At 70.5% G+C, this 12,094-nt stretch carries 13 protein-coding genes; 5 read left to right on the top strand and 8 right to left on the bottom strand.

The window, feature by feature from the left end:
* Nucleotide 1 precedes the first annotated feature (1 nt).
* The 4 genes from ACFYOS_RS17365 to ACFYOS_RS17350 form a co-directional block, all read right to left on the bottom strand.
* Entirely contained in the window at nucleotides 2-364 is a 363-nt protein-coding gene (locus ACFYOS_RS17365; protein ID WP_387141963.1) for a hypothetical protein, read from the bottom strand.
* 97 nt (nucleotides 365-461) lie between these two features.
* The gene (locus ACFYOS_RS17360; protein ID WP_387141960.1) at nucleotides 462-1,316 is read right to left on the bottom strand and encodes an ABC transporter permease; all 855 of its coding nucleotides are present in this window, start codon (nucleotides 1,314-1,316) and stop codon (nucleotides 462-464) included.
* Nucleotides 1,313-2,326 (bottom strand): ATP-binding cassette domain-containing protein, encoded by a 1,014-nt coding sequence (locus tag ACFYOS_RS17355; protein ID WP_387141957.1) that lies wholly within the window; start codon nucleotides 2,324-2,326, stop codon nucleotides 1,313-1,315. The genes ACFYOS_RS17360 and ACFYOS_RS17355 overlap by 4 nt, the downstream gene beginning before the upstream one ends.
* A 27-nt stretch (nucleotides 2,327-2,353) precedes the next feature.
* Complete coding sequence (locus ACFYOS_RS17350) at nucleotides 2,354-2,908, bottom strand: NADPH-dependent FMN reductase (RefSeq protein ID WP_387141955.1); 555 nt, start codon at nucleotides 2,906-2,908, stop codon at nucleotides 2,354-2,356.
* A 125-nt stretch (nucleotides 2,909-3,033) separates the two neighbouring features.
* On the opposite strand from ACFYOS_RS17350, the gene ACFYOS_RS17345 reads away from it, so the two are divergent.
* From ACFYOS_RS17345 to ACFYOS_RS17330, 4 genes are all read left to right on the top strand, one after another.
* Entirely contained in the window at nucleotides 3,034-3,546 is a 513-nt protein-coding gene (locus ACFYOS_RS17345; protein WP_387141952.1) for a GNAT family N-acetyltransferase, read from the top strand.
* Between the two features lie 405 nt (nucleotides 3,547-3,951).
* Nucleotides 3,952-5,622 (top strand): hypothetical protein, encoded by a 1,671-nt coding sequence (locus ACFYOS_RS17340; RefSeq protein ID WP_387141949.1) that lies wholly within the window; start codon nucleotides 3,952-3,954, stop codon nucleotides 5,620-5,622.
* A gap of 106 nt (nucleotides 5,623-5,728) precedes the next feature.
* Complete coding sequence (locus ACFYOS_RS17335; RefSeq protein WP_387141946.1) at nucleotides 5,729-6,898, top strand: ISAs1 family transposase; 1,170 nt, start codon at nucleotides 5,729-5,731, stop codon at nucleotides 6,896-6,898.
* 181 nt (nucleotides 6,899-7,079) lie between these two features.
* Nucleotides 7,080-7,493, top strand: a complete 414-nt coding sequence (locus ACFYOS_RS17330; protein ID WP_387141943.1) for a hypothetical protein — start codon at nucleotides 7,080-7,082, stop codon at nucleotides 7,491-7,493.
* Nucleotides 7,494-7,548: 55 nt separating this feature from the next.
* Here ACFYOS_RS17330 and ACFYOS_RS17325 read toward each other — a convergent pair whose 3' ends face one another.
* Nucleotides 7,549-8,298: an SDR family oxidoreductase gene (locus tag ACFYOS_RS17325; protein WP_387141940.1), complete on the bottom strand. Its 750-nt coding sequence runs from the start codon at nucleotides 8,296-8,298 to the stop codon at nucleotides 7,549-7,551.
* A 102-nt stretch (nucleotides 8,299-8,400) separates the two neighbouring features.
* Here ACFYOS_RS17325 and ACFYOS_RS17320 point away from each other — a divergent pair, with 102 nt between their 5' ends.
* Complete coding sequence (locus ACFYOS_RS17320; RefSeq protein ID WP_387141937.1) at nucleotides 8,401-9,276, top strand: helix-turn-helix transcriptional regulator; 876 nt, start codon at nucleotides 8,401-8,403, stop codon at nucleotides 9,274-9,276.
* Nucleotides 9,277-9,378: 102 nt separating this feature from the next.
* On the opposite strand, the gene ACFYOS_RS17315 is transcribed toward ACFYOS_RS17320, so the two are convergent.
* From ACFYOS_RS17315 to ACFYOS_RS17305, 3 genes are all read right to left on the bottom strand, one after another.
* Nucleotides 9,379-10,077 carry a hypothetical protein gene (locus tag ACFYOS_RS17315; RefSeq protein ID WP_387141934.1) on the bottom strand — a complete coding sequence of 233 codons (699 nt, stop codon included), beginning with the start codon at nucleotides 10,075-10,077 and terminating at the stop codon, nucleotides 9,379-9,381.
* Nucleotides 10,078-10,166: 89 nt separating this feature from the next.
* Nucleotides 10,167-11,021, bottom strand: a complete 855-nt coding sequence (locus tag ACFYOS_RS17310) for an aldo/keto reductase (protein ID WP_387142047.1) — start codon at nucleotides 11,019-11,021, stop codon at nucleotides 10,167-10,169.
* Nucleotides 11,022-11,097: 76 nt separating this feature from the next.
* Nucleotides 11,098-12,093 carry a LysR family transcriptional regulator gene (locus ACFYOS_RS17305; RefSeq protein WP_387141931.1) on the bottom strand — a complete coding sequence of 332 codons (996 nt, stop codon included), beginning with the start codon at nucleotides 12,091-12,093 and terminating at the stop codon, nucleotides 11,098-11,100.
* Between the last annotated feature and the right edge of the window lies 1 nt (nucleotide 12,094).

Raw genomic sequence — 12,094 nt, 5'->3', positions numbered from 1 at the left:
CTCATCCGGCGGGACGGAACCTCAGCGCGGACCAGGTGGCGTCGACGGAGATCTGGCGCACCGGTTGGACCCCTCGCTGGCTGAGGTGGGCCGCGAGCCTGTCCCGGTTGAGGTCGGTGCCGAGTTGGCCCCCCTTCGGGTAGGCCACCCACGCCAGGGCATCCCGCCGGGCGAGGGCCAGGACTGCTTCCACCTCGGGGGCGGCGAGATCGGCTGCGGCGGTCACGAACACCATGGCCCCGTCCGCGGCGGCCACGTCCTCGACCGCACCGCTTGACGTACCGTCGATCTCCACCCCGTCAGGCTTCCGCAGCACCACGACGCGCTGCCCCGGCTTGATCTGAAGTTTGCTGGCAACCGACATGCGCCCAGTGTGACAGCAGCGGGTGTGCCGGCCGGTGGCCTGGCGGGATGGTCGTACGGGGGTACCGCCGTGTCCCGGGCGGTACCCCCGATCGAGGTCAGCGACGGTTGTAGCGGTACATGGTCAACGTGCCGAAGACCACCACGAACCCGGCGCTCCACAGCAGCAACCACAGCGTGTTGGCCGCGTCGGACGATCCCGCCATCACCGCGCGTACCGCAGCGACCAGGTGGGTGATCGGGTTGACCTTGACGAACGCCTGCAGCCAGCCCGGCATGGTGCCCGGGTCGACGAACACGTTGCTCAGGAAGGTCAGCGGGAACAGCACCATCATGCTGACCCCCATCACCGACTTCTCGCTGCGCAGCACCAGACCGAAGAACGTCCAGACCCAGGAGAACGCGAACGAGAAGACCACCAGCAGGCCGATCCCCGCCAGCACGCCGAGCAGCCCGCCGTCCGGCCGGAACCCGAGCACCAGCCCGACCCCGAGGATGACCAGAGCGGCGAGGACGTAGCGCAGCACGTCACCGAAGATCATCCCGACCAGCGCGGCCGGCCGCCAGACCGGCAGGGTCCGGATGCGGTCGAAGACGCCCTTCTCGATGTCGGTGTTCAGGCCGACACCGGTGTACATGGTGATCATCACGACGCTGGTCACCATGATGCCCGGCAGGAAGAACTGCAGGTAGTCCCGCGGGCTGCCGGCGAGCGCGCCGCCGAACAGGTACGTGAACATCAGCACCATCATGATCGGGAACGCCGTCACGTCGAACAGCTGCTCCGGCACGTGCTTGATCTTCAACAGCGCCCGCCAGCCGAAGGTGAGCGACGCCGACAGAGCACCCGGCCGCGGCGGCCGCGCACCCGGCGCGAGGACCGTCGCCAACGCCTCCGCGGACGGCACGTAGACCGACGGTGCCCGCCCGGTCGTGGTCGCGGTGTCGCTCATCGGGCCGCCTCCAGCTCGTCGTCCCGCTCGTCGGCCGCGACGGCGGGGTGGTCGGTCAGGGCCAGGAACACCTCGTCCAGGCTCGGCTGGCCGAGGGAGAAGTCGTCGACGACGATGCCGGCGCGGGCCAGCTCCCCGAGGGCCCGCGCGGCCTGCTCGCCGGCCTCCAGGTCGGTCCCGTCCTCGCCGACCCGGGCCGTCATCGCCACCGGGTCCGGCTCGAGCTGCACCGGCACGCCCAGCGCCGTCCGCAGCACCTGCTCGGCCGCGGAGCGCTGACCCGGGTCACGCAGCCGCACGTGGATGGTGCCGGAGCCGACCGACGACTTCAGCTCGCCCGGGGTGCCCTCCGCGATCACCCGGCCGTGGTCGACCACCGCGATGCGCCCGGCGAGCTGGTCGGCCTCGTCCAGGTACTGCGTGGTCAGCAGCACCGTCGTGCCGTGCGCCACCACCGCCCGGATGATCTCCCACACCTGGTTGCGGCTGCGCGGGTCCAGTCCCGTCGTCGGCTCGTCCAGGAAGAGCAGGTCCGGAGTGTTGAGGATGCTCGCCGCGATGTCGATCCGTCGGCGCATCCCGCCCGAGTACTTCTTCACCTGCCGGCCGGCCGCCTCGGTCAGGCCGAACGCGGCGAGCAGGCTCTCGGCCCTCGCCCGGGCCGCCGGCTTGCGCAGGCCGAGCAGGCGGCCCAGCAGGACCAGGTTCTCCGTCCCGGTCAGGTCCTCGTCGAGCGAGGCGTACTGCCCGGTCAGGCTGACCCGGGCGCGCACCGCGTCGGCCTCGGTCACGACGTCGTGACCGAAGACCCGCGCCCGGCCACCGTCGGGGCGCAGCAGCGTGGCCAGCACCCGGACCGCGGTGGTCTTGCCGGCCCCGTTCGGCCCGAGCAGGCCGTAGACGGTGCCGGCGGGGACCTGCAGGTCCAAGCCGTCGAGCGCGCGGGTCGCGCCGAACGACCGCACCAGACCGTCGGCTTCGACGGCCAGGCCGGTGTTCCGGTTACCCATGATCGTTACCCTTCTTTGTCGACATTGTCAGGAGACGTACGGGCGGGCGGCGCGACCCTCGCGCAGCGCCAGACCCCACCAGCAGAGCTCGTCGAGGAGCACCCGGACGTCCTGCCGGAGCTGCTCCGCAGCCTGTCCGGTCAACTCACCGGCGAGCAGGTCGACGCCAACGACGTCGCGTACCGTCACCGCGTGCAGCGCGGTGAAGACGGTCCGGAGCTGGTCGACCGCGTGCACACCGATCGAACGGCAGCCGTACGACACGAAGCCGACCGGCTTGGCCTGCCACTCGTCGTACGCGTAGTCGATCGCCTGTTTCAACGAGGCCGGGAAACTGTGGTTGTACTCCGGCGTGACCACGACGAACGCCTCAGCCAGGCTCACCTGCCGCACGAACGACCGCATGGCCGTGGTGGGCTCGGCGGGATAGCTCGCGGGGAAGTCGTACGCGGCGAGGTCGACGGCGGTCACCGCCATGTCGTCGCGCTGCCGCGCCTGTTCGACGAACCAGCGACCGATCCGGTCGCCCATCCGCCCCGCCCGGGTGCTGCCGATGATCACAGCCAGCTGTAGCGGCGCCATGCTCCCTCCCCGCCTGCGTCGGCCCTCATCCCTCAGGCGCGAGACAGCCCGCTAGATGCGATCTGGCGGGGCCGCCTGGCTGTCCGTGGCGGCTGCTTCAATCAGCGTCGGAAGAGGGGGACGGCATGACCGAGGTGCACATCGTCCGCTGGAGCGTCGCGGATCTGGCGCTGCTGCAGCAGCTCAACACGCCCGAGGTGCGCGAGCACACCGGCGGGCCGGAGACCGACGAGCAGGTGCTCGCCCGCCACGAGCGGTACCTGCGCGGCCCCGGCCCGCGCAGCGGAAACATGTTCACCGTGCGGCTGCCCGACGGGACGAAGGTCGGCAGCGTCGGCTACTGGCCGCGGGAGTGGCGCGGCGAACCGGTCCACGAGATGGGCTGGGCGATCCTGCCCACGTACCAGGGGCGGGGGTTGGCGACCGCGGCAGTGCGCGCGGTGATCGCGGAGGCCGCGGCGCGCGGGGACCGGCGCTCCGCGCACGCCTACCCGTCGGTGGACAACCCGGCGTCGAACGCGGTCTGCCGCAAGGCCGGCTTCACGCTGCTCGGGGAGACCGAGTTCGAGTACCCGCCGGGGCACCTGATGCGCTCCAACGACTGGCGCATCGACCTGACCGGCCGGGCCGGTACGTAGCAGTCGGACGCTCGCTGTTGGGAATTGCTCGGCGACCCGTTTGATCCTCGGCGAAGCGCCGCCGTACTTCCGGGCAGATGGCCTGCCACCTTCGGTTCCGCGCGCGCCGTCCGGCCAGTCGCTGAGCGACGACCGAATGGATGAAGTGAATGAATGTCGCGATAACGGGTTGGTAACAAGAATATCGATGGATCATTCTGAGCGCCGGATCGCAATGCCTGGCGCCCGGCGTCTGACCTGCAATTTGGTCCCCCGCGACGGAGGGTTTCGCGGGCGGCTCCGGTAAGGGCCGACGCGCGACACGCCGATGACCATGTAGCAGGGTGTACTCCTCTGGGTGCTCTTTGTGGTCGCGGCGAGGGGGCGTAGGCCGTGGGGAAGAAGCGCGACGCTCGGAAGACACTGATGAACTTCACCATCTGCCTCGTGGCGGTCCCGCTCGCCATCCTGGCGGGTGGCACCGGATGGCTTCGTGACCTCGTGGACGAGGACCCCGGCTGGCTCGCCGATCACGGGAACCTGCTCGAAGCTGTCGCGCGGATCGTCGCGCTGCTGCCCGCCATCGTGCTGGGCGCGTGGATCTTCCATCGGCTACGCGAGCGGCTCATCAACGACAACGGCAAGTCGGACGCTCCGGCGCAGCCGGACGTCGACTGGCTGCAGGACCTCCAGCGTTCCGCGATCGATCGACTTGAGCAGCATGACCGCAAGGCGATCGCCCTCTTCGTCCAACTCATCATCGACCCGGCGCGCGGGCGTTCACGGTTGACCGAGGTGATCGACCTGGATCACCGTGCGGTGACGCAGCAGGTGACCATCACTTTCTCGCTGCCGCCCACGGAGGACGGAGGCAAAGCCTTCTACATACCCGTCCTGCAACCCTTGAAGGGCGAGCTGGTCGACAACTTCCACCTGCGCTCCGCAGCCGGCGACTCCCTGCCCACCATGTCCTACGAGGAGTCCGTCCGGCTCGCCTCAGCCGGCCTGCGCCTCCTGTTGACGCAGATCTTCGCCGGCCCGGAAGGATCGGCCGATTTGTGGGCGCTGGACGATTCCGTCCGGGCAGCCGAACTGGCGCTGCTGCACCTGATAGCGGTTCGAGGGCCGGTCAACGCGCGTGCCGTCGAGCAGAAGGCCGAGGTGGTCCTCAAGAAGATCAATTTCCCTGAAGATCAGAGCCGGGAACGCGTCCGCAAGTACGTGGCGGCGCTCAGCGTGTCGTACCCGATCATTGCGGTCGTTCCGGCCGCTGAGGCGGTCAGTGGCCGGATCCTGATCAAGTATGAGCGGACCTTCATCCCGTCGTCGCTCAGCCGGGGCCGGCGTGGGCTGCTGCGCCTCAGTCTCGGACTCAACCCGGACCAGGTCGCCGTCCCGGTCGAGCTGGCGCTCACCGCCGACAGCTACCACCTGCGGATCAACGCGCCTTCGAACAAGTACGTGCTCAAGCAGCATCTCCAGTGCCGGCACTGTCTGCGGCTAGCCACGCGCGAGTGGCGGGGCGCGATCCCCACCAAGGGCAGTGCATGTGCCCACGAGGTCGATGACACCGTCGCTGAGGAGAAGATCCCGTTCCACCCCGACCACCACTTCCGGGTGCGCCGCAAGCGAGGCCAGAGCTGGGTCCACGTCTACATGCGCGGCTACGGCAAGGAAGCGCCCAAGCTGCGTGATCTTCAACTGCTCGCCCGGTTCAAGGAGGTTCCGCCGGGCGCCCGGGGACGGGCCGTTGTCACTGCCCTGGCCACCACCATGCTGATCGCGGTCGCTGGCAACCTCATCAACCGACCGGCGGGTGCCCAGGTCGGCGGCTTGCCCGCGTTGATGCTCGCGCTGCCCGCCGTGGCCGCATCCTGGTTCGGCCTCTCCTCGGAAAGGGAGGCGCTGGTCGGCGGTTCCCTGCTGGCCAGGATCTCGCTCATCGTCAGCGGCTGCGTCTCCGTCCTCGGCGTGCTGTTGTACCTGGCAACGCCCCCTTCTCACGGCTCCGGCCATATCTGGCATGACTGGACATTCGTTGGAATCACCGACTGGCGATGGCAGGGTCCCGGCAAAGTCGTGGGGTGTCTGGCTTGAGGTGGTTGGAGTAGACGCGCCGTTGCTGGTGGTAGCAGGGCGGGCATGACTGCTTCAGAAGATCATCGAGGTTCTCGAGGCCTTGTTGATCCGTCCGAAGTGAGCCATGCCCGCGCTGCCATCATCGCTGATCTCGTCGTTGTCGTGCGCACCGGCTGTCACGGTGCCTGAAACCGCTGCTGGACTGCCGGTGGCATTGGCCGTGCTGCCGGATCCTCGGGCCCGTCGAGGGGTGCGGCATCGGCTGACGGTGGTGGTGACGGCGGCGGTGTGCGCCGTGGTGTCCGGCTACCGTTCGTACGCGGCGATCGCCGAGTGGGTCGCTGACGTTCCCGCCTCGACCGCGTTGGCGTTGGGTATCGACCCTGATCGGCGCCCGTCCGAGGCGATGATCCGCCGGCTGTTGCAGGCCTTGGACGCGGACCGGCTCACCGCGGCGATCGGTGGCTGGCTCGCCGCTCGAGCCAAGGTCGAGACCCCAGCGGCGAGACGAGCGATCGCGGTCGACGGCAAGACGCTGCGTGGTTCCCGCACCACCGACGCCGCCGCCCGGCACGTCCTGGCCGCCTGCGACCAGGCCACCGGTCTCGTCCTGGCCAGCACCGACGTCGACGGCAAGACCAACGAAATCACCCGCTTCCAGCCGTTGCTTGACCAGATCGGCGACCTGCGCGACACCGTGATCACCGTCGACGCGTTGCACTGCCAGCGCGACCACGTCGCCTACCTCGCCGAACGCGGCGCCGACTGGATCCTCACCGTCAAGGCCAACCAGCCCACCCTGCACGCCCAACTGACCGGCCTGCCCTGGCGGGCGGTCCCGGAAGCCGCCCGCGACACCGACCGCGGCCCCGGCCGTCGCGAGATCCGCACGCTGAAGATCCTGAGCGTCTCCACCGGGATCGAGTTCCCGCACGCCGCGCAGGCGCTGCAGATCCGCCGTCGCCGACGACGTCTCGACCAGCCCAAACGCTTCACCACCGAAACCGTCTACGCGATCACCAGCCTGCGCCTGCACCAGGCCAAGCCCGCACAACTGGCCGCATGGATCCGCAGCCACTGGCACATCGAGAACAAGATCCACTGGGTCCGTGACGTCACCTACGACGAGGACCGTTCCCAGATCCGAACCGGCACTGGCCCTCAGGTCATGGCCGCCCTACGCAACGCCGCGATCGGCGCCCTGCGCACCGCCGGCATCACCAACATCGCCGCCGCCAACCGCCACCACGCCCGCGACAGCACACGCCCCCTCGCACTACTCGGCATCACCTGACGACTTTGCCGGGGCCCTGCTGGCGATGGTTCGGTCTCTGCGTTGTTTCCGCAATAAACCTGGTCTACGTCTCCTACCGCTTCAGCCTGAAGCTGGTGCACTATAACGATCTAATCAAGCGGAAAGACCTGGGCGCGGAGGACTTCGCGTACTGATGAGGAAAGACTGCGAAGGAGTCGTGGTGGCTGGAGAAAAGCCGGGGCCTTCGGCGGGGGAGCCCGAGGAGCGGTACGTGGCGGACGACGCGTTGTGGGTGGTCCCGTCCGGCAACTACGTGGATTCCGGGCCCGCGCTCGAGGAGAGCCTTTTCGACGACCCGGAGCGGCTCGACCGCGCCTGGGAGATCACGATGGAGACGCTGAGAGCGGAGGCGGAGGAGCCGCCCGAGCGAAAACAGCAGATCGAGGAACAGGCCCGGACCTTCATCGACGAGGCGGAGCGGGCCGTCGAGCCGCTCGACGAGCAGTTCGACCGGCCAGGTGACGCCGGTCAGCCGCTGGCTGAGGTAGCAGGCGAGCGGGGGATCGGACTGCTCGGGCGCGTCGACCACCTCGTCAGGTCAGCTCGTCGAACCCTCTCCGGACAGACCACCTGAGCCGACCCTGCGGGCAACCCCGGCGACGTCTCAAAAAGCCGTCGAGACCGCCCGCTCACCAGGGCAGGACGCCGTACCCGCCGCCGGCGTCCATCTGGTAGCCCCAGAGCAGCCCGCTCGGCCCGTCCTCCGGCAGCGTCGCCAGGTGCACGCTGACCTCGGCGCCCTCCTCGGGCGTACGGAAGCCGGAGTTGCCGTTCAGGTCGGTGGCGCAGTAGCCGGGGTTGGCCGCGTTCACCTTGACCGGGGTGTCCCGCAGCTCCTTGGCGTACATCGCGGTGACCATGTTCAGCGCCGCCTTGGACGACGGGTACGGCACCGAGGTCAGCGCGAACAGGGCGCCCTGCGGGTCGGTCATCACCGCGATCGAGCCGACCTCGCTGGAGACGTTCACGATCCGCGCGGCCGGTGCCCTGCGCAGCAGCGGCAGCAGCGCGTTGGTCACCGTCACCACCCCGAACACGTTCGTCTCGTACACCTCGCGCAGGGTGGCGAGGGTGGTCTCGCTGGGCAGCGCCGTACCGTCGGCCCGGACGATGCCGGCGTTGTTGACCAGCACGTCCAGCTGGCCGTACTCCCGATCGACCAGCTCCGCCGCGGCGGCGACCGACGCTTCGTCGGTGACGTCCAGCGGCACGAACCGGGCGTCGATCCCCTCGGCCCGCAGCGCCCGCTCCGCCTCCTGGCCGCGCCCGGCGTCCCGCGCGCCGAGCAGCACGGTCATTCCGCGCGCGCCGAGCTGCCGGGCAGTGGCCAGGCCGATTCCCTTGTTGGCCCCGCTGATCAGGGCGATCGTCGTAGTCATGCCATCGAGGCTGCCCTCGCCGGGGGACAACCGGGAGAGACCCACCGAGGCTGGTACCGGCGGTACCACCCTGGGCGGCCGGGCTTGCGGCAGGCTGGAGGAATGACCACGCTGCGCCGCGCCGAGCTGGCCGACTTCCTGCGCGCCCGCCGCGCGCGGTTGCGCCCCGCCGAGGTCGGCCTCCCCGAGGGGGTACGCCGCCGCACGCCGGGCCTGCGCCGCCAGGAGGTCGCCCAGCTCGCCGGCATCTCCATCGACTACTACATCCGCATCGAGCAGGGCCGCGGCCCGCACCCGTCCCGGCAGGTGCTCGCCGCGCTGGCGCGGGCGCTCATGCTGGGCCGGGACGAGCGGGCGTACCTGTTCCGGATCGCGGGGGAGAGCCCGCCGGAGGCGACCGGGCCGAGCCGGGACGTGCCGCCGGGGCTGCGGCACCTGCTGGACGCGATGACGGAGACGCCGGCGTTCCTGGTCGACGCCGCGTACGAGGTGCTGGCCTGGAACCGGCTGGCCACCTGGTTCGTGGGGGACCTGTCGGCGCTGCCGGCGGACGAGCGGAACATGATCCGTTGGATGTTCCGCCGGGAGGTCCCGGAGTCGTACTGGGGCGACTCGGAGGTGCTGCGGTTCGCCCGTACCTCGGTGGCCGACCTGCGTGCCGCGTACGGCCGCTACCCGGCCGACCGGGCGATCGCCGCGCTGGTCACCGAGCTGCTCGGGGTGTCGCCGCGGTTCGCCGGGCTCTGGGCCGAGCACGAGGTGGGGGAGCGCCGCCCGACCGTCAAGCGGGTCGCCCACCCCGAGCTGGGGCCGCTGGAGTTCGAGTGCCGGGTGCTGCAGGTGCCGGAGACCGACCAGCGGCTGATCGTCTACGTCGCCGAGCTGGGCTCACCGACCCAGGTGGCGTTCCGCCGGGTCGCGGAGCGCGCGGTCGTGACACCGGCTGAAAACGTGTCCTCGTCGACGCCTCGGGCGTAGGGGACGCACATCGCCTGCCCGAGACCCTGGTGGCGACCCAGCAGCCGTGGGCGATGGAGCCGTCGGTGACCGGACGAGTGTGGCCGCCCTCGTGGCGGGCGGTCAGGTGGCCTGCTCGAGGGCGGCGGTGGCGAGCGGCGCGATCCTGGCCAGCAGTTCGGTGCCGACGGTCAGGTCGCCGTCCTTGCCGGCCACGTCGACCTGGAGCACGAAGTTCCCCCGGGCCACCAGCAGCGTGCACTGGTGGCGGGTGCTCCGGCCGATCAGCTTCTCGCAGAAGGTGATCACGTCCGGGCCGTTCGCCACCGGCGGCGGGGAGGGGCGCACGATCTCGGACGTGCGGCCGTCGCCCGGTACTTTGTACTGCTTGCAGGTCTTCAGGACGCCCTGCAGCTCGTCGGCGAGCTTGCGGCCGGGCACCTTGAGGTAGCCGACCACATACTGCCGGACCCAGATCGTCTCACCGTCCCAGATTCGCTCGCGGTAGGCGGTGCGTCGGCGGTCCGACGGCAGCGCGTCGCGGCACAGCGAGATCAGCTTCCAGGCGTCGCTGTTCTCCTCGGTGAACTCGGTCGTCTCCGGGTGGAACTCGGAGTCCAGGTCCAGCATCGCGGTCTTCACCCGGCTGCGTACCTGGGCGGCCGTGGTCGGGGCGGGCTTCAGCGGCGGCGGGGGAGTCACCGTGGGTGTCGGCGGCGCGGACCAGTGGGCGGCCTGCGGGGCCGATTCGCCCCCGCAGGCGGCGACGGTGGTCACGATCAGCAAGGACAGCAGGGTCAGCGGGAGGCGGCGGCGCAGCATCGCGGCGGGATGGTCCTTCCGGTACGCGAGAAGGAGGGCCCTGGCGCGGTCCCCTTCTCGTAGGCGTCGCTCGCGCGCTGGCCGTTACGTCAGCTCGGCACGTAGTCGAAGGTGTCCGGGTTGGGGCCCTGTCGACCGGCCTCGCCCTTGTTCAGGCTGGCGATCCGGTCCATCGCAGCGTCGTCCAGCGTGAAGTCGAAGATGCGGAGGTTCTCCTCGATCCGCTCCGGGGTGGTCGACTTCGGGAACACGATGTCGCCGCGCTGCACGTGCCAGCGCAGCACCACCTGGGCCGGGGTGCGGCCGACCTCGTCGGCGATGTCGACGATCGTCGGGTCGTTCAGCACCTTGCCCTGGGCGATCGGGGACCACGCCTCGGTGATGATGTTGTGCGCCTTGTCGTACCCGCGCACCTCCTCGTTGCCGAAGTACGGGTGCACCTCGATCTGGTTCACCGCCGGCACCACGTCCGCCTCGGCGGCCAGCCGCTCCAGGTGCGGCAGCTGGAAGTTCGACACACCGATCGACTCGACCCGGCCGTCGCGCTGCAACTCCTCCAGCACCTTCCAGGTGGAGACGTAGTCGCCGTCGTACAGGGTCGGCAGCGGCCAGTGGATCAGGAACAGGTCGAGGTAGTCGAACCGCAACGCCTGCAGCGTCTGCTCGAACGCCTTGCGGGCGTCGTCCGGGCGGTGGAAGGCGTTGTTGAGCTTGCTGGTGACAAAGACATCCCGGCGGTCCAGCCCGGAGGCGCGGACCGCCTGGCCGACCTCGGCCTCGTTGCCGTACATCTCGGCGGTGTCGATGTGCCGGTAACCGACCTCGAGGGCCTTGCCGACGGCCCGCGCGGTGTCCTTCGGGTCGATCTGGAAGACCCCGAAGCCGAACTGCGGGATGGTGTTGCCGTCGTTGAGCGAGATGTTGGGAACGGTGTTCGCGGCCATGGAAAGCGTCATCTCCCATCATCGGGGGTGCCCGGCAGCGTTCCGGACATGCATCGCAGTGGCGTACCCGATTGGCTCAGCTCCTCACGACACCGGACGGGTGATCTGGGACAACCTCGCCCGCCTCGAACAGCACTGGCCACGGGCGGGCGGCGGACGCGATCGTGGCCGGCCCCGGCGGCGGCTCGGCGAGGCCCAGCACCTCCGCCGCGAGCTGGCCGAACATCGGCGCGGCCGGGTGCGCGGCCCGGCTCGGCCAGGCCGCCGACGTGCGCCGCACCAGCGGCGCGCCGACGATCGGCCGCCAGGCGATCCGGGGCTCCCGGCGGGCCACGGCCTCCGGCTCGACGGCCACCGCCCCGCCGGCGAGGACCAGCCCGAACAGGAACTCCGGATTGCGGGCGTGCCGGACCCGCGCCGGGGTGAAGCCGTGCTCCCGACAGACGGCCAGCAGGTGATCGTGCCAGCCGGCCGCGGTGGCCGGCGGCGCGGCGATCAGGTCCAGCCCGGCCAGGTCGGCCAGCTCCACCTGCCGGGCCCGGGCCAGCGGCGCGGCCCGCGGCAGCAGCACCCCCACCGGTACGTCCACGGCCGGGCCGAAGCGCAGCCCCGCCGCGTCCACCGGCTGGTGCAGCAGACCGACGTCGAGCCGTCCCTCGGTGAGCATGCGCAGCTGCTCGCCGGTGGTCAGTTCGTGCAGGTCGAGGTCGAGCCCGGGGGCGCGGGCGGTGAGCCCGTCGAGCAGCGCGCGCAGGGTCACCGCCGGGGTCTCCGGGGGCACGCCCGCGCGGAGCACGCCCAGCGCGCCCCGGCGTACCTGGTCGATCAGGTTGCGCAGCCGCCGCTCCCCGGCGAGCAACTCGTCCGCCTCGCCGAGCAGGAGCTGACCGGCGGGGGTGAGCCGGACCTGGCGCTGCGACCGGTCGAACAGGACCGCTCCGAGCTCCCGTTCGAGGCGCTGGATCGACTGGCTCAGCGGCGGCTGCGCCATCCCCAGCACCTCGGCCGCCCGCTCGAAGTGCAGCTCCCGGGCGACCACCACGAAGTGCCGCAGGTGTCGCAGCAGATCCACC

Origin of the sequence: Micromonospora sp. NPDC005806, from assembly GCF_042871425.1 — a bacterium.
In the GTDB taxonomy this organism is placed as follows: Bacteria; Actinomycetota; Actinomycetes; order Mycobacteriales; family Micromonosporaceae; genus Micromonospora.
This window is presented reverse-complemented; position numbering and strand designations above follow the sequence as displayed.

Coding starts and splice junctions, on each gene's coding strand:
- ACFYOS_RS17365 (WP_387141963.1), bottom strand. CDS start 364: ATGTCGGTTGCCAGCAAACTTCAGATCAAGCCGGGGCAGCGCGTCGTG.
- ACFYOS_RS17360 (WP_387141960.1), bottom strand. CDS start 1,316: ATGAGCGACACCGCGACCACGACCGGGCGGGCACCGTCGGTCTACGTG.
- ACFYOS_RS17355 (WP_387141957.1), bottom strand. CDS start 2,326: ATGGGTAACCGGAACACCGGCCTGGCCGTCGAAGCCGACGGTCTGGTG.
- ACFYOS_RS17350 (WP_387141955.1), bottom strand. CDS start 2,908: ATGGCGCCGCTACAGCTGGCTGTGATCATCGGCAGCACCCGGGCGGGG.
- ACFYOS_RS17345 (WP_387141952.1), top strand. CDS start 3,034: ATGACCGAGGTGCACATCGTCCGCTGGAGCGTCGCGGATCTGGCGCTG.
- ACFYOS_RS17340 (WP_387141949.1), top strand. CDS start 3,952: ATGAACTTCACCATCTGCCTCGTGGCGGTCCCGCTCGCCATCCTGGCG.
- ACFYOS_RS17335 (WP_387141946.1), top strand. CDS start 5,729: ATGCCCGCGCTGCCATCATCGCTGATCTCGTCGTTGTCGTGCGCACCG.
- ACFYOS_RS17325 (WP_387141940.1), bottom strand. CDS start 8,298: ATGACTACGACGATCGCCCTGATCAGCGGGGCCAACAAGGGAATCGGC.
- ACFYOS_RS17320 (WP_387141937.1), top strand. CDS start 8,401: ATGACCACGCTGCGCCGCGCCGAGCTGGCCGACTTCCTGCGCGCCCGC.
- ACFYOS_RS17315 (WP_387141934.1), bottom strand. CDS start 10,077: ATGCTGCGCCGCCGCCTCCCGCTGACCCTGCTGTCCTTGCTGATCGTG.
- ACFYOS_RS17310 (WP_387142047.1), bottom strand. CDS start 11,021: ATGGCCGCGAACACCGTTCCCAACATCTCGCTCAACGACGGCAACACC.